Below are 23843 nucleotides of genomic sequence, written 5' to 3' on the forward strand. Positions count from 1 at the left end.
GGATAAGCATTGAAAGAGACTATTTTGCCTGAGTTTGATTACCGCAGATTTCTCAAAGTAGTAACAGAACAGCCCGGTGTTTACCGAATGACCGATAACACGGGCTGTATTATTTATGTTGGGAAAGCAAAGAATCTTAAAAAAAGATTATCTTCCTATTTCCGCACTAATGTTGATAGTGCCAAAACCCGCGCGCTGGTCAGCAACATTGCCGACATTCAAATTACTGTCACCCTCACAGAAACTGAAGCCCTGATACTTGAACATAATCTGATCAAGCAGCATCGTCCTAAATACAATATTTTACTGCGCGATGATAAATCCTATCCTTATATATTTTTATCCTCCCATCCGCATCCCCGCCTCAGCCTGCACCGGGGCGCCAGAAAACAAAAAGGTGAATATTTTGGTCCCTACCCTAGCGGATACGCTGTAAAGGAAAGTTTGCATGCGATGCAAAAAATATTTCCGATACGGCAATGTGAGGACTCTTTTTACGCTAATCGTTCACGCCCGTGTCTGCTTTATCAGCTGAAGCGGTGCAGTGGCCCCTGTGTTCCCGGATTGGTCAGCGATGCACAATATATGGAACAGGTTAATCTGGCGCGGATGTTTCTACAGGGAAAGGATCAGCAAGTTATTGCGCTGTTAGCCAATAAAATGGAACAGGCCAGTACTGAATTGCGTTTTGAGGATGCGGCTAAATTACGCGATCAGATACAGAATATGCGTAAAATCCAGGAGCAGCAGTCTGTCAGTGGTAACATCTTTGATGATTTAGATATCATCGGCACAGCAATCAGGAATGGCATTGCCAGTGTACATGTCCTTTTTATCAGACAAGGGAAAGTCCTTGGTAGCAGGAATTATTTCCCATCGCTACCTGCAGACAGCGATATTTCAGAACTGCTTTATGCTTTCGTTCAGCAATTTTATCTTTCTGATATTTCAGGAAAGCAGTTACCGAAAGAGATCATCCTTGATCATGAGTTAGAAGACGAAGATGGCCTTTCTGAGATGCTAAGCCAAATTTCAGGTGCCAAAGTAAGAATTACCAGCCGCACACGTAGTGAACGTGCCCGTTATTGTCAGCTTGCCACAACGAATGCAGAAGCCGCACTAAACAGCAAACTCGCACATAAAACAACCGTTGAACAAAGATTCCGGCAATTACAGGAAATTCTCAACCTCACCACCCCAGTACAACGGATGGAATGCTTTGATATTTCGCATACTCAGGGTGAAGCAACTGTTGCATCCTGCGTCGTATTCGACCGTGAAGGACCAAGAAACAGCGAATACCGGCTGTATAATATTGAAGGTATAACGCCTGGTGATGATTATGCTGCAATGAAACAGGCATTATTCCGCCGGTTCAGCAAGCAACAAGATGCAGAAAAAATCCCGGATATACTGTTTATTGATGGTGGCTTGGGACAATTAAAACAGGCGGAATCCGTAGTATCAGATTTGATTCATCTGGTACAGAAGCAACCCCTTCTTATCGGTATCGCTAAAGGCGAATCAAGAAAGCCGGGATTAGAAACCCTGATTTTCGGAAATACGCATGAAGAAATTCACTTGCCTGCAGATATGCCCGCATTGCATCTGATACAACACATTCGCGATGAATCTCACCGCTTTGCGATCACTGGGCACCGGCAACGCAGAAATAAAAAACGAACCGAAAGTCTTCTGGAAAAAGTTCCGGGTGTTGGAGCTAAACGTCGACAAGCTTTATTAAAATATCTTGGCGGTATGCAGGAAATAATTCGTGCAACCCCCGATGAATTAGCAAAAGTTCCGGGTATAAGCCCTGCCTTAGCACGGGTCATTTATGATACCTTACATTAAAAATAGTCTGGATCGCTGATCATGCTAAACATACCTAACCTTTTGACACTGTTTCGTCTCGCTCTGATTCCTGTATTTGTGGCGGTTTTCTACTTTCCGGTAGAGTGGAGTTACTTTGCTGCTGCAACGTTCTTTGTAGTAGCAGCAATTACTGACTGGTTTGATGGTTATCTGGCCAGAAAATTAAATCAAAGTACGGCCTTTGGTGCATTTCTGGATCCTGTTGCGGATAAAGTCATGGTAGCAACTGCACTTGTGCTTATTGTGGAACATTACAGTTCGGTTTTTATCACCATCCCTGCGGTTATTATGATCGGACGTGAGATCTTGATATCAGCCTTACGGGAATGGATGGCCGAATTAGGAAAGCGCGCATCTGTTGCTGTCGGTCTTGCTGGTAAATGGAAAACGACGATCCAAATGATTTCACTGACCGGACTGATCTGGCAATACAACATTTGGATGATCTGGTTATCATATGCCCTGCTCTATGTTGCTGTTATTTTGACCTTTTATTCAATGATGCAGTATCTTAAAGCAGCAAAACCAGAGCTACTCAGAACAGCCAAATGATATTTTGCATAAAAAAACACCGAACAAACGCGTTAATATGAAATGATGTTGACTCTGCGTCAGATATATATAGAATTCAACAACATTGAAAGCGGGAATAGCTCAGTTGGTAGAGCATAACCTTGCCAAGGTTAGGGTCGCGAGTTCGAGTCTCGTTTCCCGCTCCAAAATATGGCGCGTTAACAAAGCGGTTATGTAGCGGATTGCAAATCCGTCTAGCCCGGTTCGACTCCGGGACGCGCCTCCAAAATATGCCGCTGTGGTGAAATTGGTAGACACAAGGGATTTAAAATCCCTCGCTGGTTACAGTGTGCCGGTTCGACTCCGGCCAGCGGCACCATCAGATTCAAAGAATTAAGGCCACTTTTATAGTGGCCTTAATCTTTTCCGGCTTATGTACCATTATCAGTGACGCTGTAAACGACTTCTATTGAGATCCCACTTGGCTTCGTCGATCTTCGGGTTATGCCCTTTCAAAGTGACAAGAAGCGCTGGAATCAATTCCGGTACGCTATATTGAACGCTTACTGCTGGCTATCCTGCCGACCAGAAACAGAGCAATTCAAACTGACTGAATCAAGCAAAAATCGAATTATATACACAAAAATCGAAGTCGAATAAATCCACGCATTCCCCATCAGGACTAAATTATTGTTCAAAGTTATCTAAATAACTGATCCTAATTGTGCTCCACCTATTTATTCTGTGCTGCTATTGCAAACGGGCTGACATGATCTAAAAAATACTTCACCTTTCGCAATAATTCCCACATCGCCCGACATCGGTGGTTTCTGGTGACCATCTCGTGCATTGAGCGCCAGAGTAGTTCAATCCGATTGACCCACGGTGAGTAAACAGGTTGAAACAGTAACTCAAATTTTGGATTGTTCTTGAGCCATACCTGCGTCTTTTGGCTTTTGTGGATCACGTAATTATCAAGGACCAGGATAATTTTCTTCGCCCGACGGTAATGCCGTTTCAGCTTTTCCAGTAGTTGAATAAATAGGTCTGAATCCTTACTCAGCCCTGTGGTGTAAATTACCTTGCCCGTCTGACTATTAAGTGCACCGGCAACATAGTGTTTTTCGTTTTTCCCTGGTGTGGGTATTCGTTTTTGTTGATGACGACGCATCCAATCCGCACCAATTTTAGGATTCAGGTCGATATCTGCTTCATCGACATAAAAAACCGGTTCATTAATAGAGTGACTTTGTAATGCATTGTTTATTAATGCCATTTTCTCATCACGATGTGGGTCACGAATATGGAGTGTCGGCGCAGCTCTACGCCAAACAATGCCCATTTTAGGTAACCAACGGCGGATGGTAGAGGCAGCAATGTTGAGTTCTGGACACATGCGATGAATAAGCGATGCAAAAAGCTCTGAACTCCAACGTGAACGTTGATAACCAAAATCTTCTGGCGAGAACTGAATAAGCAGCTCTAAAATGAGTCGAATTTGTTGGTATGGCAAAGAACAAAATCGTCCGCGTTGTTTACTTTCGAGACCGGAAATACCACATTCCTGATACCAGCTGAGCCAGCGTTGAATAGAAGAACGAGCAGCGGCAGTCAGTTGATGAACCATCGAAACAGTCTGCCCCTGATGCAGCATGAGAATAGCAGTCAGACGCCGGGCATGTTCTTTATCGTTGGTTTTATAAATGATTTTTTCGATGCGTCTGCGTTCGGCGCGAGATAAAACTGGTAACATAGCGGTAACTCGGTTTTGGGCGATTGTTTAGTTTGGCGACGATATGATCGCATAACTAAAACCGAGTTACTCCCACCAAGTGATCTACATTTCGGAACAGTTATTTAGTATAGCTACGTATACTTTATCAATATGCAATCAAACTCATTGATTGTTTTTACGCAATCTAATTCACATTTTTTATCAATTTCTCAGGTAAAATGCATAGCGCTTTATGAACAATCCGGAATGACATGACGTATATATAGCCTGGTTATGAAAGTCAACATATCTGTCAGATATGAACATATGGACTAACTCAGCACTAATTAAAGTCATTTTTAGCAGTAAAAATAAAAATAATCCTCTATTTGATTGACTATTTTATTAATCATTTATAAATTAACAATGTAACCCAATTATTTATATAAGGTCATTTCCATGTCTGATTTTTTAAGAGTTTTTTTAAATGTTCGCAGTCTGCGAGCTGTTACCCGCGAATTGACTTTGGAACAGTTAAATGAAGGTTTTGAAAAGTTAGCTGCAATCGTTGAAGAACGTCGCGAATCAGAAGAAAGCATGCGTAAACAGCAGGAAGAGCGTACTCGTAAAATCACAGAGTATAAAGAATTACTGCGTGCTGAAGGTATCGACATTAATGAATTACTGCAAGGTCAGCCAGAAGTAGAAAAAGTCAGTAAACGAGCACCGCGCCCTGCTAAATATCGTTATACCGATTCTGATGGCCAGGAACAAACCTGGACCGGTCAGGGCCGTCAACCAGTACCAATCCGCGAAGCTATTTCGCGTGGTCAATCTCTGGATGATTTCCTGATCGAAAAACAATAAGTTTATGACCGCACATAATTCTATTACCTGTTATGTGCGGTATATTCTTTCCCGCCCCAATATTGTTTTTTTCCTGACTGCATCCCTACTTCTGTTTGTTTTCCAATTTATTCAGCAATTTATCGTAGATCTCGCTTACCATCGGGCGCTAATAGAAAACCAGGAATACTGGCGATTATTAACTGGAGGGTTGGTGCATGCTAATACTGCCCACTTACTTCTTAATATTGCAGGGTTATTCTGTCTGCTCATGTTATACGAGCATCAAATCACAACCCAGGTATGGTGTGGTATAAGCCTCTTACTGGTGTTTTGTGTAAATATTGCGATATACGTACTCTTACCCTCAACAGAGTTCTATCTCGGCTTTTCTGGCGCATTACACGGGTTATATGCCTGGTACTCAATAGTTGAGTGGGCCCGAAAGCAATCCTGGTTTCCTGTATGCGTTATTTTGTTACTAATGATCAAACTCGGCATTGATGCCCAGTCAGGTAACAACTTTAGCAGTGAAATAATAGGAATGAGAGTTCACTGGCAATCTCATTGGATTGGTTCATTAGCTGGGGCCGTACTGGCATTGGCTTATAAAAGAAAAGCCGCATAAAGCGGCTTTAATGGTTACATTAGCTAATCAGGCTAAAGACAGGTTAATCTTCCGTAATACATCCAGAGGATGTGCAGCCTGCGTCACAGGACGGCCAATGACCAGATAATCAGCGCCAGCCTTGATAGCATCAACCGGAGTCATGACACGGCTTTGATCATCGACTTTTGTTGAGACATCCAGTCGTATACCCGGAGTAATTAATTTAAACTCATTACCTAATCTGGATTTCAGTACAGAGGCTTCCTGCGCTGAACATACCACACCATCCAGACCAGCTTGCTGTGTTAATGTAGCCAAGCGCAATACCTGCTCAAAGGGTGGAATATCAAGTCCGATGTCCGCCAGATCGCTCTGCTCCATACTTGTTAATACAGTAACAGCAATCAGTAAGGGAGCTTTGTCCCCATAAGGTAATAAAGCGCTACGGGCAGCCTCCATCATTTTTCGGCCGCCGGATGCATGCACATTGACCATCCACACGCCCATTTCTGCGCTTGCTTTTACTGCTTTGGCCACTGTAGTCGGAATATCATGAAACTTTAGATCCAGAAATACATCAAATCCTTTCTTAACCAATTGTTCAACGAACTGTGGACCATAATAAGTAAACATCTCTTTGCCAATTTTTAAACGGCAATCTGATGGAGTAACCTGATCAACAAAAGATAAAGCTTCTTCTTTTTTTGCAAAATCAAGCGCAACGATAACTTTAGGTTCTGTCATATTTCCTGCCAATATTAATTAATCACCATCCAAACCCTGGATTGGTGAAATACTTCCCCATTGCTTACATGATGGGCAATGCCAAAAGATGACCTTGCTGGAAAAACCACAATGTTCACAACGATAGATGGGCTTAACTGCCATTTGTTTTTCAACCAGAGAGCGCAATAAAGAGATGCTTTCTGCAGCCTTATCATCATGCATAGCCTCCAGTTGATATGTCATTAAACGGTGAAATCCTTTCATTGTAGGATTTCTTTTTATATGACGTAAAATGAACGCTTCCGCATCACGAACACCCTGTTGAGCCTGAATAGACTCAGCTAATGCAAGCGCGACAGTAGTATTTTGGGTTGATTCAAGCCAGCGAACTAATATTGCAGCAAAACTACGATCATCAAGATGAGATTTACATTGCTGCAACAACTTCCATGCTTCACTCGCAAATGCAGATGATAATTCAGGGATTTGATCGATATGCTTGATAGCTTGGTCGTATTGTTGCTGCTTAATATACAACTGAGCTAATAACATCTGAGCCCGAACACATTGCGGATCTGACTTTAATGCTCGCTTTAATCTTGAAGCAGCGGTTTTAAAATCTGACTGTGAAGCATCATTTTCTGCCAGCTGACAATAATAATGTGCGACAACGCGGTGATGTTTTTTACTGGATAGTTTATCCGCTATATCAATCGCTTTTTGCCATTCATTTAGTTGCTCATAAATTTGCAACAACATCTTTCTGGCATCATCTGCTAATTCATCATCATTTAATAAACTTATCAGCACATTTTCTGCACGATCGAGCAGACCCGCAGCAACAAAATCTCTGGCCAGTTCAAGCATAGAAAGATTTTGTTGTTCTGTAGAATCAAGACAGCGGGCAACCAGATTTTGATGGATACGAATTGCACGATCAACCTCACCTCTCTGGCGAAATAAATTTCCCAGGGCAAGATGAGTGTCAATAGTATCTGTATCGACTTGTAATAAGTCTATAAATAGGTCAACAGCCTTATCTGGCTGTTCAGAAAGCAGAAAATTAATACCAGCCGCATAATTTCTTGATCGTTGTGAGCTTTTCCGATCTTCATCAATACGGACACTTCTTCTTCCCATATACCAGCCATAAGCCACGGCAACTGGCAGAAGCAGGAAGAGTAACTCCAGCATTAATTCAATTATTCCTTAACTGACGAACTGATTTGCGAAGATAAGCGTGAAATATGATTTTGCAATTTTCGTAATTTCAATCGGGTAACAATATAGCTGAACCCTAATGCACACAAAGCAACCAGAAACCCGGAAAAAAACGCGCCAACAAGGAGAGCCGCAAGACTGAAATCGTCTTGTGCAATCAGAAAATTAATATGTATCTGTTGACCGTTAACCGAACCCAAAGTCACTAAAAACATGGCCAACGACAAAACAGCCATGAAATACAATATGGATTTCACAAATTTCATGTCAACACCAAACAAAGTTGAATTACAAAGAGTTTACGCGTTCTCTTAACTCTTTGCCGGGTTTGAAATGAGGGACACTCTTGGCCAGAAGTTCAACCTTCTCCCCAGTTTTAGGATTACGACCTACTCTGGGTGCTCTGTAATGAAGGGAAAAACTACCAAAACCACGGATTTCAATACGATTCCCGCTTTCAAGGGTCGCAGCCATACACTCCAGAATTTCCCGGACTGCAGCCTCAACATCCTTAGCGGCAAGATGTTGCTGACTAGAAGAAAGACGCTCAATAAGATCAGATTTCGTCATAAATATTCTCCGCAGCGTAAATAGATTAAATGGAGCGGCTTTCACCGCTCCATTTTTAAGAGCGATTATTCGCCTTTAGCAGCTTTGAAAGCTTCAGCCATTGCATTACCGAAACCAGCTTCTTCTTGCTGATTCAGGGAATCCATTGCTGTTTTTTCTTCAGCTTCGTCTTTAGCACGAACTGACAGGCTCACTGTACGGTTTTTACGGTCAACGCCCATGAATTTGGCTTCAACTTCATCACCAACAGACAGAACCAGAGATGCGTCTTCTACACGATCACGTGATGCATCAGCAGAACGGATGTAGCCTTCAACACCTTCTTCCAGCTCGATGGTAGCGCCTTTGCTGTCAACGGCAGTTACCTTACCTTTAACGATAGCACCTTTTTTGTTATCTGACAGGTACTTGTTGAACGGATCTTCTTCGATCTGTTTAACACCCAGAGAGATACGTTCACGCTCTGGATCTACCTGCAGAACAACTGCTTCGATTTCGTCGCCTTTCTTGAACTCGCGAACAGCATCTTCGCCAGTTGCATTCCAGGAGATGTCTGACAGGTGAACCAGACCATCAATACCACCATCCAGACCAATGAAGATACCGAAATCAGTGATAGATTTGATCTTACCGCTTACGCGATCGCCTTTCGCATGAGTTTCTGCGAACTGCTGCCATGGGTTAGCTTTGCACTGCTTCAGACCCAGGGAGATACGGCGACGTTCTTCGTCGATGTCCAGAACCATAACTTCAACAGTGTCACCCACGTTAACAACTTTAGATGGGTGAATGTTTTTGTTAGTCCAGTCCATTTCTGAAACGTGAACCAGACCTTCAACGCCTTCTTCGATTTCAACGAAGCAACCGTAATCAGTCAGGTTGGTTACACGGCCAGTCAGACGTGCACCTTCTGGGTAACGTTTAGCGATAGCTACCCATGGATCTTCGCCCAGCTGTTTCAGGCCCAGAGACACACGAGTGCGCTCACGGTCGAATTTCAGAACTTTAACGGTGATTTCATCACCTACGTTCACGATTTCAGATGGGTGTTTAACACGTTTCCATGCCATGTCAGTGATGTGCAGCAGACCGTCAACACCACCCAGATCTACGAATGCACCGTAGTCAGTCAGGTTCTTAACGATACCCTTAACTTCATGGCCTTCTTGCAGAGAAGACAGCAGGCTGTCACGCTCAGAAGAGTTTTCAGTTTCAATAACTGCACGACGAGAAACAACAACGTTGTTACGTTTCTGATCCAGCTTGATTACTTTGAACTCAAGCTCTTTGCCTTCCAGGTGAGCAGTGTCACGTACTGGACGCACGTCAACCAGAGAACCAGGCAGGAATGCACGGATACCGTTCAGTTCTACGGTGAAACCGCCTTTCACTTTGCCATTGATCAGACCAACAACAGTTGCCTGTTCTTCGTATGCTTTTTCCAGCTGCAACCATGCTTCGTGACGTTTAGCTTTTTCACGAGACAGCAGAGTCTCACCGAAACCGTCTTCCACAGAGTCCAGAGCTACGTCAACTACGTCACCCAGTGCAACTTCCAGCTCGCCCAGTGCATTTTTGAACTGTTCAGCAGGGATTGCAGATTCTGATTTCAGACCAGCGTCAACCAGTACGATGCCGTTTTCGATAGCAACAACAGTACCTTTAACGATGGCACCAGGACGGGTTTCCAGTTGTTTCAGAGACTCTTCAAAAAGTTGAGCAAAAGATTCCATCATGTTTAAAAACACTTAAAAGTTAATAACGTCCACAGGGCAATCCGGCCGCTATGGGGTTGTGGTTATTTAGCCATCCCTTCCTTGGTCTGACCGATCCAGACTGACTACTCAGCCCGGATAAAACGCTGATTTACAAGCTCCAACACCTGATTGAACACCGAATCAACGGACATTGTTGTTGAATCGATAATTATTGCATCATTGGCGGGCTTTAACGGAGCAACAGGACGGTTCCTATCACGGAAATCGCGTTCCTGAATTTCTTGTAAAAGGTTATCAAAACTAACATTTATTCCCTTTTGCTGCAACTGCAATTGTCTACGTCTTGCTCGTTCTTCAGCGCTGGCATCAAGAAATATTTTCAGTGGAGCAGCAGGAAAAACTACGGTGCCCATATCCCGACCATCGGCAATTAAACCGGGATGCTGAGCAAAACTCTGCTGCCGAAGTAATAACGCTGCTCTAACCTCTGGGTAGGCGGCAACCTTGCTGGCCAGATTACCTGTCGCTTCTGTTCTGATTTCATCAGTTACATTGACACCGTCCAGAACAATCAGTACCTGTTCATTTTCAATTGGAAAGCTGACATTCAGATTACTGGCCAGCACGGAAAGAGAAGCAACATCATCTAATGCTGTTCCGTGCTTTATTGCTGCAACAGCCAATACGCGATAAATGGCTCCGGAATCAAGCAGATGCCAGCCAAGATGTGTGGCCAGCAACATGCAAAGTGTGCCTTTCCCTGCCCCGCCTGGCCCATCAATAGTTACAACAGGAAAATGAAAATTATCTGTCATTGTTATTATCCTGAATCTTAATGAATTAAGAGCAAATACAAATCAGAGCTTCCAGACAACGATGTGCTCTTCCCAGTCGCCACGATTACGCTCATGAACTACTTTACCTTTTACCGATTTGCCATATCGGTACATTTTCCGTTTATCACCATTTAATAGCGGATGCCAGAACGGTAACGGTTTATTTTCCGCAATACGCCGGTATGCGCAGGTAGATGGTAACCAAGGCAACGTTTTAGCCAGATGAACATCCAGTTTAATGCAGTCTGGCTCGAATTTATGGCGGTTCAGATAGTCAGAACAGCTGCAACTTTCCAGATCGAGCAGATTGCATGCAACGTTGGTATAAACAAGCTCATCCGTATCTTCATCAATTAACTTGGTAAGACAGCAGTGGCCACATCCGTCACAAAGCATTTCCCATTCATCATCAGTCATTTCTTCGAGCTGTTTATGCTCCCAGTAACGACTCTTGATCAGCGCTTCTTTACTCATGATCATTCTCCCGGGACAAATAGGTACGATGCTGTGTCAGCAGATTCTCTTCTTCTTGTCTGATCCATAACCAATAGCGGTTAGTGGTTAACTCCTGAAGAAGTTTTTCTTTAGAAACTGAGAGCACTTTTTCTAATTTATCTTCCGTCAGTAACATGACTAACTCCGGTCTGCCAAAAACTTGCAAGAGCTCGGCAGGAATGACTGAAAAATCGTCTTTTTTGGTCAGGAAAAGATAAGTATTAGGTCGCTTACTACTCCGATAGACAGCACAGATCATGATTCTGATTAATTTCCCTAGGGTTTGTTGCTATGAATAGTCCGGAAATATAACATGTGATGCCATTAATACTCATGTATTGTTGTATGGAGTGGACGGATGTCCGAACGCGGTTACGAGCTGAAAGGCAGTGTTTTTACAATGACTGTATTACATCTGGAGGATGCGATACCTGAGCAAATCCAACAACTTCTGGAACAGAAAGCAAGTCAGGCTCCAAAGTTTTTTGATTCTGCCCCCTTAGTCATTAATGTTGAAATGCTTACTGAAATCCCCGATTTTTCTAAAATCATGTCGGCTATTCTGACCGCTAACTTTATTCCCGTTGGTGTAACCGGAGTAAAAAGCAATGAAATGCGCGAAGCAGCCAAGCAAGCCAGGCTGGCAATATTAACAGCTGGAAAAGAAACAAACACTGATGCTGTTGTTTTACATACACCTAAAGAAAGCATTTATAAAACACCTTCAGAGTTAAGAGAAGAACAGCAAACATCGCCAGGCACTACTGCTGATCCAGACAATCTGGTTCCAACTAAAGTTGTGCAGGGTAACGTGCGTTCCGGGCAACAAATTTATTCTCCCGGCCCTGTAGTTATATTGGGTTCTGTGAGTAATGGCGCTGAAATTATTTCCAATGATAGTATTCATGTATATGGTACTTTAAGAGGCAGAGCGCTTGCCGGTGCACGGGGCAATCATGATGCCCGAATTTTTTGCGGGCACCTTGAAGCCGAATTAATTTCAATTGCAGGACACTATCTGCTAAGTGATAGCCTCCCCGAGCCGCATGTCGGCCAAGAGGTACAGATATCCCTGGAAAATGAAAAAATTATTTTTGACAAATTAACCAGCTAACGGTTTACAAGGGTAATATTCATGGCTCGAATTATTGTCGTTACATCCGGGAAGGGTGGTGTTGGTAAGACCACAAGTAGTGCTGCGATCAGTACCGGTCTGGCACAACGAGGTAAAAAAACCGTTGTCATTGACTTCGATATAGGTTTGCGGAATCTGGATTTGATCATGGGTTGCGAACGCCGGGTCGTTTATGACTTTGTTAATGTCATAAATGGTGAGGCCACATTAAATCAGGCATTAATCAAAGATAAACGCGTTGAAAACCTGTTTATTCTGCCTGCATCGCAGACTCGCGATAAAGATGCCTTAACTAAAGAAGGCGTTGAAAAGATCATCAATAAACTTCAGGAGATGGATTTTGACTACATTATCTGTGACTCTCCTGCTGGTATTGAAACCGGCGCTTTAATGGCGTTGTATTTTGCTGATGAAGCAATTGTGACCACGAATCCTGAAGTTTCTTCAGTTCGTGACTCTGACCGGATCCTCGGCATTCTTGCTTCTAAATCTCGTCGTGCAGAGCAAAGTCTCGAACCCGTTAAAGAACATTTACTGCTAACCCGTTATGCTCCAGGCCGTGTTAACAGAGGTGATATGCTGAGTGTAGAGGATGTGCAGGAAATTCTGGCCATTCCTTTATTGGGCGTGATCCCTGAATCTCAGGCAGTACTGCGCGCATCAAACTCTGGTGAGCCAGTAATATTCGATCAGACCTCAGATGCTGGCCAAGCTTATCTTGATACTGTTGCCCGATTACTGGGAGAGAAACGTGATTTCCGTTTCTTGCAGGAAGAGAAAAAAGGCTTCTTTAACCGCCTGTTCGGAGGATAACACCTGATGTCATTGCTTGATTTTTTTCTGAAATCCAGAAAAGAGAACACGGCGAAACTGGCTAAAGAGCGTCTGCAAATTATTGTCGCTCATGAAAGAACCAGTCGTAGCGGTCCGGATTATCTGCCTCAATTAAAGCAGGATATACTGGATGTTATCAGGAAGTATGTTCAGATTGATCCTGAACAGGTAACTGTCCAGCTGGATAAAAAAGGTGAGCAACTTTCTGTTCTTGAACTCAATATTATGCTGTCAGATGATAAGCCGCAAAATGCTGACGATAATACTGAAGAAACAAAAAGTTAAACAAGAAGGGCGCGAAAGCGCCCTTCTCATTACAGGTTTAACAGTTTATTTCGCCAACCCGATGTAATTTTAGGCTGTTCCACATCAGAACTCTTACCTTCATAAGTCCAGAGTAAGTATTGGTTAATCAGTTTTCGTGAGCCTAATAATTCCACCGGTAAATTATTATCTTGCGCTGCAATTTCGACTCGTTGTTTTATTTGCTTAAAATCATGTTTGTAATGAGGGAAATCCATAATCCGTTTTATTCTTGCCGGATGTAATTCAACAGGACACTCCATACCTTTTTGAATACATTGCAGGATTGCATCCGCATAACGATTTTTTTGCTGATAAGAAATATCGGTTTGCGCAAGTTCACGTTCTGTCTGAGGACGTTTCCGACTCAGGTCTGCCAGTACTTCTTCCCGTACAATAAAGTTTTGTGGCTTATCTTCTGATATTGCAGTCTGATAGCGCCATTTTGCTAATTCACGTAATACCGCAAGTTCCGATGGGTATAACTGCCAGGCACCACTAATTTCTCGGAATAATTCATCGGGAATAACAGCTTGCTGTTTAGCTTCAAGCAATGCTGTCATTTCTTCATTAAACCACTCTGTTTTTCCTGTGGTATTGAGTTCCTGACTAAGATGGTCATATAAGTATTGCAAATAGGAAACATCTTTAGCTGCATAAAGTTTCTGCGCGGCAGTTAGTGGTCTTGCCAGCCAATCGGTTAAAGTCTGATCTTTCGCAACGGTGACATCACAGACCTTTTCTACTAAACCTGCATAACCTAAAGATGCACCGTAGCCAAGAAATGCGGCTGCAACCTGTGTGTCGAACACTCTGCCAGGCAGTTTCTGAGCACAAACCTGTAATACATCCAGGTCTTCTTTGCATGAATGAAAAACAAAAAGTCTATGGTCAGAAAAAATTGCGTCCCATAATAAGTTTATGGAATTGATCGCCAATGGATCTATCAGATAGTCGACAGCATTAAGATGAAGCTGCAGTAATCCTAATTTAGGAAAATAGGTCGAGACCCGAATAAATTCGGTATCCAGTAACAATGTTGAGGCTGAGCTGATTTGAGCCAGCAGTGGTTGTAATAAAATATCTGAATCTATATAGCTATATGACATATTGGCCCGACCATCCGGTTATGCAGGATTATCAATATCGATAAAGTGCACTTCCAGATCACTGAATTGTTGCTGTAACCATTCTCCCAGTGCCTTGATGCCATAACGCTCTGTTGCGTGATGACCTGCAGCATAGAAAACCACATTATTTTCCCGGGCAGTATGAACTGTATGTTCTGAAACTTCGCCACTAATATATGCATCAACACCATATTCTATGGCTTGCTGAATATAGTTCTGTGCACCTCCGGTGCACCAGGCGATATGTCTGAGGGTGAATTCCTGATGATGACTGATTAATGGGGTTCTGTTCAAAGCGAGTGAAATATGTTCAGAAAAAGCAGACGTCAAGGCCGGTTCAGGCAAATAACCATGAAAAACCAGGCATTGAGGATCATCTGGTTGTATAGGTGCGATGCCTGTTAACCCTAATTGTTTTCCCAACTGTGCGTTATTACCTAAATGAATATGAGCATCAAGCGGTAAGTGGTATGCCAGCAAATTAATATCATTTTTGATTAAGCTACGGATCCTCTGCCCTTTCATCCCTCTGATTGGCTGGGATTCTCCGGGCCAGAAATAACCATGATGCACAAGCAACGCATCTGCCTGTAACCGGATTGCTTCATCGATTAATGCCTGAGAAGCAGTGACACCGGTAACTATTCTTTTTATTTCTCTTTTCCCTTCGACTTGCAGCCCATTAGGGGCATAGTCTTTGAAAAGAGAAACCGTCAGCAAGTTATTGAGATATGACTCGAGATCCGTATTTTTCATTCTGTTTCTTAATTACTGATAGCTGAATATGCGATCACTCGGGCTGATGTACCGGCAACACGGTTAATACCACTTAGCATAGATTGTAATTTGTCTTTTGAAACATTAGGTCCGACAACAACACGAGTCAATTGTCCCGATCTCTGGGCTGAAGCACCATATCCGGCACTGCGTAATTTGGCTGCCAGAGCTTTAGCATTTTCAGCATTAGAGAAAACACCAACCTGAATGATCCAGGAACCGCCGTTTGTAGCAACAGTGGTTGGTTGTGATGCAGGTTTATAGGATGAATTTGTTGAAACTGAAGCGCCAGACTTAAGGGCTGCTCTTTCTGCCTCAACCTGTGCAGGCGTTTTGATTATGAGGCCATCTTCATCGCGTTTGACTGTCATCTGTGGTTCAGCAACAGGTTTTTCTGTTATTGTCTCCACTGGCACTGATTGCATCAACGTCGCCTGTTCAGCTTTTCTTCTGGCTTCCAGCGCAGCTTCTTTCGCCTTCGCGGCTGCGAGCAGCTCTTTTTTCTTAAGCTCCAGCTCACGTGCTTTATTTTGGGCAATTTCCGCAGATTTCAGAGCTTCGCTATTATCTACTATTGTCTCTTTTCCACTTACTGCACCGTTCTCAGTAATAGTCACAGGAGCAGCAACTTCTTCTACTTGCCAGTTTTCATTATTATTAGCTACCACAGCTGGTGCCGCGGATACTCCGGTTGTAGGTGTTGCAGTACTATTCGCCACAACAACCCCAGAACCATTATTGGCTACAGATAATGTTGGGTCATTAGCTACTGCAGTTGAAGTGGCAGCAATCCCCGGATTTTCAGGTGTAACGCCAGCCAGCGATTGTTCAGGCCGGAGAGGAATGCTGCCTGCGGGTGCTGATATATCATTTTTCTTACCCATTAATAAATCAGGAAGAAAAACTACGCCTAATGAAACCAAAATGACGGTACCGATTAAACGGTTTTGAAATTGTGTAGCCAAGATAGTTAACCTCTGAATTATCTCTGCTTAGTGTTGTTCAGTGCAGGCTAATACACCTGCGACGGTGAAAAAAGAACCAAAAACAATAATCAGATCATGCTCGTTAGCTTGAGTTAATGCAGCCTGATAAGCATCTTCTACGCTACCATGGCATCTGAAAGTGCTTTCTGGTGGTAAAAGTGCGGCCAAATCCCCCGCCGCCGCGGCTCTGGGGCCGGATAAATCAGCCAGATGCCAGGCAGATACATATGGCACAACATGCTGCAGTGTATGCGCTATGTCTTTATCTTTAAGCATACCGACTACGGCAATTATTTTGTCTGCTTTTTGCTTTTCTAATTGCATTGCCAGGTAACGGGCAGCATGAGGATTATGCGCAACATCAATAATCACCGTTGGATGATTCTGTAATGTCTGGAATCGGCCAGCTAATTGAGCATTTTCCAATCCGGACCGGATAGCACTTTCAGATACCGATAAAGGAACATGTTCCAGGACTGCCAGTACGGTTGCCGCATTCTGTAGTGGCAAAGCCGGAACAGGTAAATCAGTAAATTGCCAGTGCTGGCCAGTGAATGTCCATTTATCTTCTGTTAGCTGGTAACTGAATTGTTCACCAACCGTGTATAGCTGAGCATTAATTTGGTTTACTGCTGCATATAATGTTTGCGGAGGATTAGGTTCACCACAAATTGCCGGTTTTTCTGAACGATAGATGCCCGCTTTTTCTGTAGCAATTGCATCTCTGGTATTACCGAGCCAATCGCAATGGTCCAAATCAATACTGGTAATGACAGATATATCAGCATCAATAATATTAGTGGCATCAAGCCGGCCACCCAGTCCCACTTCAAGAAGAATGACATCAGGCTGGTATTTTTTAAAAACGGCAAACGCCGCGAGTGTTCCGAATTCAAAGAAAGTCAGGCTGATGTCTGCTCGTTTCTGTTCAATGTCTGCGAACGCAAAGCACAAATCTTCATCACTGACTTCATGACCATTTATTTTCACCCGCTCGTTATAACGCAGCAAATGCGGGGATGCATAAACGCCCGTTGTATATCCGGCGGCCTGTAAAATACTGGCCAGCATCGCACAGGTAGAGCCTTTACCATTTGTACCACCTACGGTGATTACAATGCCCGGTAATTGCGTTAAAGCTGCTCTTTCTGCCACCGTTTTGACACGCTGCAACCCCAGCTCAATTTGCTGAGGATGTATCTGCTCTAAATAAGAAAGCCAGTCGGATAAAGACTGGCTTTGAGTCATGACTGGCAATGTCATGCGTGACTTTCCCCGATAACGCTCAGATTCATAAATTTACTCAGAATTGAGGCTAATTTATCGCGCATATCACGTCGATCGACAATCATGTCAATAGCACCCTTTTCCAGCAAAAATTCTGAACGCTGGAATCCTTCAGGCAATTTTTCACGCACTGTCTGTTCAATAACACGAGGACCAGCGAAACCAATCAATGCTTTGGGTTCACCCACGTTAATATCACCCAACATAGCAAAGCTGGCAGAAACACCGCCCATCGTTGGATCTGTCAGAACGGAGATATAAGGCAAACCTTCTTCGCTTAAACGCTCCAGTGCAGCACTGGTTTTGGCCATCTGCATCAGAGAGAACAGAGCTTCCTGCATACGTGCGCCACCGGATGCTGAAAAACAAATCATACCACGACGCTCTTTAATGCATTCTTCCACTGCGCGCACAAAACGGGCACCCACTACAGAGCCCATTGAACCGCCCATGAATGCGAATTCAAATGCACAAGCTACAACAGGAACACCTTTGACAGTTCCTTTCATGACAACCAGTGCATCTTTTTCATTAGTATCTTTCTGAGCTGAAGTCAGACGATCTTTGTATTTTTTTGAATCTTTGAATTTCAGAATATCCTGCGGCTCAAGTTCAGCGCCCAACTCGCTGCGATTATTAACGTCAAGAAAACGCTCTAACCGGGCTCTGGCACCAATCCGCATGTGATGACCACACTTAGGACAAACAGATAAACTACGTTCTACTTCGGCTTTGTATAATACCTGCTCGCACCCATCGCATTTCGTCCAGATACCTTCAGGTATGTTGTGACGACGAGAGTTATCGCTTTTGGGAAGAATCTTTTCAAGCCAGCTCATGGGATTCCTTACTTTAGTCTTAACACGACCAAAACTTACTGATTAATCTCGTTTTGATCGATAGCATATCAACCGTGCATTAAAGCACAAAAGACACAATTTGTTTACTTATCGTTATAATTTATGCGTTAAACCATAACGGCCCTAACGGTGGTTTAGGTAACCCGTAATGAAGTGGGTATGTAACATCCACCAGGTACAAACCTTCAGCTTTTGCTGTGGCACCTGACACCGTTCTGTCTTTGGCGTCCAGTATTTCACCAATCCATTCCTTTGGTTTTTCACCAGTACCAACAAGCAATAATGAACCCATAATATTTCTGACCATGTGATGCAGAAATGCATTCGCCTGAATATCCAGAATGACATAACTTCCGGCCCGATGAACCGACAGGGACATAATATTCCGGAATGGCGTATTGGATTGGCATTGTGCAGCACGGAATGATGTGAAGTCACGCTCACCCAGTAAAAGCTGACCCGCCTCATTCATCTGATCTGCATTCAGCGGATGATAGTAGTGACTGACACCTTTTGCCAGAATACCGGGACGAAGCGGTTCATTATAAATGATATAGCGATACCGGCGTGCTGTAGCAGAAAAACGGGCATGAAAATTATCATCAACAACATGAGCCCAACGTACTGCAATATCATCCGGAAGCTGTGCATTTATACCCAGCGTCCAGGCGGACATTTGCCGGTTGGCTGTTGTATCGAAATGAATCACCTGCCCTGTCGCATTGACCCCGGCATCTGTGCGCCCTGCGCACTGTATTTCTACAGGATGATTAGCGACCCGCGATAATGCAGTTTCCAACTCTTGCTGAACACTGTTTACTTCCCGCTGTCGCTGCCAACCATAGTAGTCAGCACCGAAATACTCTATACCTAGCGCAATACGCATATTTTTCTCCGAACTTTATCGCGCGGGATTATACGTCAGCAAGAGATAAAAAAAAGTGGTGATCTCGGTCACCACTTTTTATATTTATTTATACAATCCGGGAAAGTAATTTTTCAGCCTCTTTTATCTGTTCGCTGCTACCCATAGCCTGCACTTCAAGCAATAACACTTTAGCATTCGCTTTATCATCAATTTCGAGATAGGCACGGGCCAGATCAAGTTTGGCGCCGACACCGCCATCATCGTCAATATCAATACCATCGTGCTTCGGTAACATGTCCGGAAATTCATCCAGACCGACATCCAGATTTGGCTGTATCATTTCAGGATTAACTGATGCGCCGACTTCCTGTTGTTCAGCCTGAGCCAGCAACTCGTCAATAGAAACGTAATACTCCTGCGTATTCGCATTTTTTTCTGTTTTAAAGAGTTCAGAATCAAACTGCCGCAACCAGGGTCTGCCGGAATCATTATTAACTTCTTTCAGATTAACGCCCGGACCGATAGTTGCGGTTAAAACCGCAGAACTTGCATCATCATCTGCAGATAATTCCCAGCCATCCGGTTCAGATATGACCTGATCTGACATCTGGAGTCCGGGATCAGACATAACCTTATTAAGGTTTAGCAGAGAAGCTAAGGAAGCATCGTTCATTTCAGGTTTGGATGTCAGTTCAGAATCCGGTAGTTCAATATTTTCTACCGCAACGACTTCCGGTTCCGGTGTTGTAGCCGGGAATGAAAGGTCTGTTTCCAATGCGTCAGTAAGTTCAGCATCAGACAGGATAGTTGCAAATTCCTGATCCTCTACTTCTGGTACAACTATCGCCGGTTCTTCATCCGGCAAATCAGGAGTAACTTCCGACTTTTCTGTAGCAGAAAAAATATCGTTATAATTTTCAGAAACCACATCTGCTGATAAAGGTGTTTCCGCTGGTGCAACGCTGACTACAGCTTGTTCAGGTTCATGCGGAATGAATACCGGGATGCGTGGTTCGTCCACCACTAAAGTAGCCGGTTCTGCTGTTGGCTGTTCATGAACAACCACTTCTCGTTTTGTACGGGAACGCAGCCAGAGGCTCAGCACAACTAAAAATGCCAATAGCGGCAAGGAAATCAGTAGCTGTATGTTAAGTGGCAACGCCAATATATCGATTGGCTCTGTGGTTCCAGAGGATGGAGAAACAGACTCTGGTTTCTGTTCCTGCTCTTTTAATTTAGCCTGCAGTGAAGCCAATTCTTCTTTTAGTTTTTTCTGTTCATTCACTGTCGCCTGTAAACTGCCAATTTCAGTATTCAGGCGTTGAAGCTGTTCTTTTAACTCTTTGTTTTCAGTCTGATATGCAACTAAATCTTCATTAACCACCGGAGGTTGCGTCGTTACACCAGAGGACGCAGGTTGTGTAACTATTGGCTTCAGTTCTGTTCCATTCACCAATTCAGAAACTTTACTATCGATTAATGAAAGCTCTGTGGATGCAACAGGTACTGCCCCCGAAACAGGTAAAACAGGTGCAGTTACAGCTGTGTCTGCTGTTGGTACAGAAGCAGATACAGCAGGCACGGTTACAGTTGTGTCTGTGGTTGAAACAGAAGTCGATACGGCAGGCACAGTTGCAACTGTGGTGGAAGCAGAAGATGTTACGTTTACAACCTGAGCAGGTTCGGTGGTTTCAGGTTGTACTGTCTGGGAATTTTCAGTACTTTTTGCCGTTTCCGCAGACGCAGTCTGTTTTGCTGGTGCACGATTCGTCGCAGTTTTAATTTCATTCAATGACGGAATAGCGAGCCGAGCACCCGCCAGCAGAGAATCCAGCCGGCCATCGGCAAACGCATGCGGATTCTTCCGGTATAAGGCAAGCATCACCTTGCGGGTGCTGAGACCCTGCCCTGGATGTAACATTCTGATCCTGTTAGCAATTGACCAGGAAGTATCCGTCGTTTTCACCGGACCATATATTTTACTCTCCGCAGTGATAATTGATTTATCCATGCGGTCCGGGATATATGGCTGAGCTAACCGTTCTCCGGCTGATGGTGTAGTCTGTTGCTGCTGCACACTGCTGTCAGGCTTTTTTATTTCGATATAAAAGTCATCTGCTTTATCAGCTGCAATAGCGGCGGTCGAACATAAGACTGCTGCCATTATTGCCTGAGCCAATCGAGATAGCTTAAATCCCATATTCGACGTCCTTTTTATTTTATTATCCGGCCCTTCAGGTCCAACCACTGACAATCTGGGTAGCTCGCACCACAAAAATCACATTATTTCATTTCGGAAATAAACAGATTCATTCAATACACTTTATCATAATGGCAGCATATCCCTGCTGCCATTATTACATTCGCAATTTATGACATGACAGGGGTAACTAGTTGTTCTGCCAGTGATACCGCATTCTGAATACGTCCGCAGCGTAATGGATCGGCGATCATCAGCAGACGGAATGTCTGTAATTCGTCCAACTCACCAGCAATGAGCTGCAAGTACACTTTATTCTGATTTGACCCATGCGTTACTGGTGTAAGCACCTCGTCAGAAAGCGTCACATTACTGATAGATGATAAAATTCTGGTTATATCTTCTTTTGGTAATGCATCTTCCAGAACGATGTCAGCTACGACGGTAGTGCCAAAGAAAACTGGTGCCTGCAGCAAGGTTACTGATGTATTCAGTTTTTCTTCAGGGAACAACAACTGCAATTCAGAAACTAAATGAGAATCACCCAATACCGGTAAAATATTGAATGCCAGCTGTGACGAAAATAAGGTATTTTCCAGAGGTCGGCCATTCATGAGATGAGCTGTTTCTCTCGCCAGTGCTTCAGTTCCTTTCTTGCCATGAACTGAAACAGGTTCCAGCGCCACAATGTTCAGCTGAGTGATCGCGGTTTCGTCAAAAAACGGCTGAATAACATGAGCAATCAGAACGGTTAAATCATCCGGACATACATGAACAGATGATTCCAGATCTTCTTTTTGTGCGAGCAGACTCAGACCATGCAATGAGCTCTTATGTTCAATATTGCGCAAATCAATGATTTTACAACCATTCTGTTCTGCAGCGCTAAAAGCCGCCACATATTCATCTGTATTTCCAACCAGAAAAACCAGCTCAGCCTGTGACCAGTCAAAACTGGCCAGATCCTGCACATAGATGGTTTGGTTATTAAAACGGATTGAATCCTGATCTTCCGCATCCAGAGCGGTCAGTAAAAATAGTTTTCCAACAGGAAATTGTTTTTCCTGTAATAACTCGAGCAGATTTTCACTGATTAATTCTTCACTGCCAGCAACAGCAATATTCATTGGCATTTTGCCTTTCTCCTGAATATGTTTAATTACCTGAAACGGAAAATCCCAGCTTAACAAGCTCGTCATTATTCTGTTCAGAAGAGATGGTTACCGAACTCCACTCCCGGCGTTCAGGATATTTCTTGCGCATTTCATCGAAACGACCGGGCAACCCAATTTGATGCCGGAATCGTGCATCGTCACGCCGGACGTCGTATACCAGATGGATTAACTTTTTCAGCACCACCTCATCCGTATTGGCATTTAATGTCAGAGCATTAATATCGGCAACAGGTAACAGTTGTTTCAGCTGTTTTGTCACTGTATATCCGAATTGCTGACAGAATGCTTCATACAGCATATATGTGCCGCGATATTTTCCTTCAAGACTGTACCCGGCAATATGCGGGGTTGCGATATCGGTATATGGTACAAGCTCATGCAAAATATCCGGCTCATTTTCCCAGACATCCATCACAAGCAGCAGCGGTTCAGCGGATTGCTGTCGGAGTAACATAGCCTGATTATCCCAAACCTCGCCGCGGGAAGCATTCAACAAGATCTGCTCTGAACGTAATGCCTGAATATATTTTTTATCCAGCAAATGAAAAGTAGCATGTTCGCCCTCGCGGGATAACGGCACATGAAAGCTTATCAAATCACATTGCAATGCTTCGTCATAAGAGACAAAACTACGGGGATCACCCGCCTGTTCTTTCAATGGATCGCATAATTTCACCTCGATCCCCAGCGCGGACGCTCGTTCAGCAACTGCCGTCCCGGTATTCCCGGCACCGATAACTCCCAGTGATAAGCCTGACAGAGAAAACTGATACTTTTCTGCCATCACCAGTAATGCACTGATGATGTATTCACCGACAGAGACCTTATTACAGCCTGGTGCACTGGTAAAATTAATCCCTTTTTCTGCCAGAACAGCTTTATCAATATGATCGGTTCCGATCGTTGCTGTACCCACAAATTTCAAGTTAGTGGCCTGAGATAAAAGCGCTGCATTCACTTTGGTCACTGAACGCACCAGCAAAATATCAGCATCCGCCAACTGTTCCGCAGTCATTGTTCTGCCCGGCACACGCACTACCTCGCCGAATTCAGCAAATAACGCTTCGGCCAGCGGCATATTTTCATCCACCACAATCTTCATATCTGTCGCCTGAAAAAAAGAAAAAGGGGCTATAAGCCCCTTATTATGCCATTTAGCTTAAT

Annotated in this window: 25 protein-coding genes and 3 tRNA genes; 10 read left to right on the plus strand and 18 right to left on the minus strand. The window is 43.7% G+C overall.

Features of this window, described 5'->3' with window-relative positions; translation table 11 throughout:
* Window positions 1-9: 9 nt before the first annotated feature.
* From uvrC to TOLA_RS07900, 5 genes are all read left to right on the plus strand, one after another.
* Window positions 10-1854, plus strand: coding sequence for an excinuclease ABC subunit UvrC (gene uvrC, locus TOLA_RS07880; protein WP_015878631.1), 1845 nt, complete (start codon window positions 10-12; stop codon window positions 1852-1854).
* A 21-nt stretch (window positions 1855-1875) separates the two neighbouring features.
* Window positions 1876-2427: a CDP-diacylglycerol--glycerol-3-phosphate 3-phosphatidyltransferase gene (pgsA, locus tag TOLA_RS07885; RefSeq protein ID WP_015878632.1), complete on the plus strand. Its 552-nt coding sequence runs from the start codon at window positions 1876-1878 to the stop codon at window positions 2425-2427.
* A gap of 91 nt (window positions 2428-2518) precedes the next feature.
* A tRNA-Gly gene (locus tag TOLA_RS07890) sits at window positions 2519-2594 on the plus strand.
* Window positions 2595-2600: 6 nt separating this feature from the next.
* Window positions 2601-2674, plus strand: a tRNA-Cys gene (locus TOLA_RS07895).
* 6 nt (window positions 2675-2680) lie between these two features.
* Window positions 2681-2767 (plus strand) — tRNA-Leu (locus TOLA_RS07900).
* Window positions 2768-3121: 354 nt separating this feature from the next.
* Here the strand turns inward: TOLA_RS07900 and TOLA_RS07905 are convergent.
* Window positions 3122-4141 (minus strand): IS630 family transposase, encoded by a 1020-nt coding sequence (locus tag TOLA_RS07905; protein ID WP_012729284.1) that lies wholly within the window; start codon window positions 4139-4141, stop codon window positions 3122-3124.
* Window positions 4142-4561: 420 nt separating this feature from the next.
* On the opposite strand from TOLA_RS07905, the gene TOLA_RS07910 reads away from it, so the two are divergent.
* A complete protein-coding gene (locus TOLA_RS07910) occupies window positions 4562-4969 on the plus strand; it encodes an H-NS family histone-like protein (protein WP_015878633.1) in 408 nt (135 codons plus the stop codon).
* 4 nt (window positions 4970-4973) lie between these two features.
* Window positions 4974-5576, plus strand: a complete 603-nt coding sequence (rrtA, locus tag TOLA_RS07915) for a rhombosortase (RefSeq protein WP_015878634.1) — start codon at window positions 4974-4976, stop codon at window positions 5574-5576.
* A 27-nt stretch (window positions 5577-5603) separates the two neighbouring features.
* On the opposite strand, the gene pyrF is transcribed toward rrtA, so the two are convergent.
* The 8 genes from pyrF to TOLA_RS16495 form a co-directional block, all read right to left on the minus strand.
* Window positions 5604-6302, minus strand: coding sequence for an orotidine-5'-phosphate decarboxylase (gene pyrF / locus TOLA_RS07920; protein ID WP_015878635.1), 699 nt, complete (start codon window positions 6300-6302; stop codon window positions 5604-5606).
* Window positions 6303-6320: 18 nt separating this feature from the next.
* Entirely contained in the window at window positions 6321-7478 is a 1158-nt protein-coding gene (gene lapB, locus TOLA_RS07925; RefSeq protein ID WP_015878636.1) for a lipopolysaccharide assembly protein LapB, read from the minus strand.
* A gap of 8 nt (window positions 7479-7486) precedes the next feature.
* Entirely contained in the window at window positions 7487-7771 is a 285-nt protein-coding gene (locus tag TOLA_RS07930) for a LapA family protein (RefSeq protein WP_015878637.1), read from the minus strand.
* A gap of 22 nt (window positions 7772-7793) precedes the next feature.
* Window positions 7794-8075 (minus strand): integration host factor subunit beta, encoded by a 282-nt coding sequence (locus tag TOLA_RS07935; protein WP_015878638.1) that lies wholly within the window; start codon window positions 8073-8075, stop codon window positions 7794-7796.
* A 65-nt stretch (window positions 8076-8140) separates the two neighbouring features.
* Window positions 8141-9811, minus strand: a complete 1671-nt coding sequence (gene rpsA / locus TOLA_RS07940; RefSeq protein WP_015878639.1) for a 30S ribosomal protein S1 — start codon at window positions 9809-9811, stop codon at window positions 8141-8143.
* Between the two features lie 104 nt (window positions 9812-9915).
* On the minus strand, window positions 9916-10608 hold the full coding sequence (gene cmk / locus TOLA_RS07945; protein ID WP_015878640.1) for a (d)CMP kinase: 693 nt from the start codon (window positions 10606-10608) through the stop codon (window positions 9916-9918).
* A 42-nt stretch (window positions 10609-10650) separates the two neighbouring features.
* Window positions 10651-11103, minus strand: a complete 453-nt coding sequence (locus TOLA_RS07950; RefSeq protein ID WP_015878641.1) for a YcgN family cysteine cluster protein — start codon at window positions 11101-11103, stop codon at window positions 10651-10653.
* Window positions 11096-11383: a YcgL domain-containing protein gene (locus tag TOLA_RS16495; protein WP_015878642.1), complete on the minus strand. Its 288-nt coding sequence runs from the start codon at window positions 11381-11383 to the stop codon at window positions 11096-11098. The genes TOLA_RS07950 and TOLA_RS16495 overlap by 8 nt, the downstream gene beginning before the upstream one ends.
* 99 nt (window positions 11384-11482) lie before the next feature.
* On the opposite strand from TOLA_RS16495, the gene minC reads away from it, so the two are divergent.
* The 3 genes from minC to minE are packed head-to-tail and all read left to right on the plus strand — an operon-like array spanning window position 11483 to window position 13378.
* Window positions 11483-12238, plus strand: a complete 756-nt coding sequence (gene minC, locus TOLA_RS07955; protein WP_015878643.1) for a septum site-determining protein MinC — start codon at window positions 11483-11485, stop codon at window positions 12236-12238.
* Between the two features lie 21 nt (window positions 12239-12259).
* Window positions 12260-13072 (plus strand): septum site-determining protein MinD, encoded by an 813-nt coding sequence (gene minD / locus TOLA_RS07960; protein ID WP_015878644.1) that lies wholly within the window; start codon window positions 12260-12262, stop codon window positions 13070-13072.
* 6 nt (window positions 13073-13078) lie between these two features.
* On the plus strand, window positions 13079-13378 hold the full coding sequence (gene minE, locus TOLA_RS07965; protein ID WP_015878645.1) for a cell division topological specificity factor MinE: 300 nt from the start codon (window positions 13079-13081) through the stop codon (window positions 13376-13378).
* A 29-nt stretch (window positions 13379-13407) separates the two neighbouring features.
* On the opposite strand, the gene rnd is transcribed toward minE, so the two are convergent.
* The 9 genes from rnd to TOLA_RS08010 all read right to left on the minus strand — a co-directional run bounded on the left by rnd (window position 13408) and on the right by TOLA_RS08010 (window position 23781).
* On the minus strand, window positions 13408-14505 hold the full coding sequence (gene rnd / locus TOLA_RS07970) for a ribonuclease D (protein ID WP_015878646.1): 1098 nt from the start codon (window positions 14503-14505) through the stop codon (window positions 13408-13410).
* An 18-nt stretch (window positions 14506-14523) separates the two neighbouring features.
* The gene (locus tag TOLA_RS07975) at window positions 14524-15282 is read right to left on the minus strand and encodes a Nif3-like dinuclear metal center hexameric protein (RefSeq protein ID WP_015878647.1); all 759 of its coding nucleotides are present in this window, start codon (window positions 15280-15282) and stop codon (window positions 14524-14526) included.
* Between the two features lie 8 nt (window positions 15283-15290).
* Window positions 15291-16268 carry an SPOR domain-containing protein gene (locus tag TOLA_RS07980; protein WP_015878648.1) on the minus strand — a complete coding sequence of 326 codons (978 nt, stop codon included), beginning with the start codon at window positions 16266-16268 and terminating at the stop codon, window positions 15291-15293.
* A 27-nt stretch (window positions 16269-16295) separates the two neighbouring features.
* Window positions 16296-17552, minus strand: coding sequence for a bifunctional tetrahydrofolate synthase/dihydrofolate synthase (gene folC / locus TOLA_RS07985; protein WP_015878649.1), 1257 nt, complete (start codon window positions 17550-17552; stop codon window positions 16296-16298).
* The gene (gene accD, locus TOLA_RS07990; protein WP_015878650.1) at window positions 17549-18415 is read right to left on the minus strand and encodes an acetyl-CoA carboxylase, carboxyltransferase subunit beta; all 867 of its coding nucleotides are present in this window, start codon (window positions 18413-18415) and stop codon (window positions 17549-17551) included. Before accD ends, folC begins: the two co-directional genes overlap by 4 nt.
* A 121-nt stretch (window positions 18416-18536) precedes the next feature.
* Complete coding sequence (truA, locus tag TOLA_RS07995) at window positions 18537-19322, minus strand: tRNA pseudouridine(38-40) synthase TruA (protein ID WP_015878651.1); 786 nt, start codon at window positions 19320-19322, stop codon at window positions 18537-18539.
* Window positions 19323-19410: 88 nt separating this feature from the next.
* The gene (locus TOLA_RS08000; protein WP_041609496.1) at window positions 19411-21468 is read right to left on the minus strand and encodes a FimV/HubP family polar landmark protein; all 2058 of its coding nucleotides are present in this window, start codon (window positions 21466-21468) and stop codon (window positions 19411-19413) included.
* A gap of 206 nt (window positions 21469-21674) precedes the next feature.
* Window positions 21675-22637 (minus strand): Asd/ArgC dimerization domain-containing protein, encoded by a 963-nt coding sequence (locus TOLA_RS08005; protein WP_015878653.1) that lies wholly within the window; start codon window positions 22635-22637, stop codon window positions 21675-21677.
* Between the two features lie 22 nt (window positions 22638-22659).
* Window positions 22660-23781, minus strand: coding sequence for a 4-phosphoerythronate dehydrogenase (locus TOLA_RS08010; protein ID WP_015878654.1), 1122 nt, complete (start codon window positions 23779-23781; stop codon window positions 22660-22662).
* Window positions 23782-23843: the final 62 nt, after the last annotated feature.

The sequence above is a fragment of the Tolumonas auensis DSM 9187 genome (assembly GCF_000023065.1).
In the GTDB taxonomy this organism is placed as follows: domain Bacteria; phylum Pseudomonadota; class Gammaproteobacteria; order Enterobacterales; family Aeromonadaceae; genus Tolumonas; species Tolumonas auensis.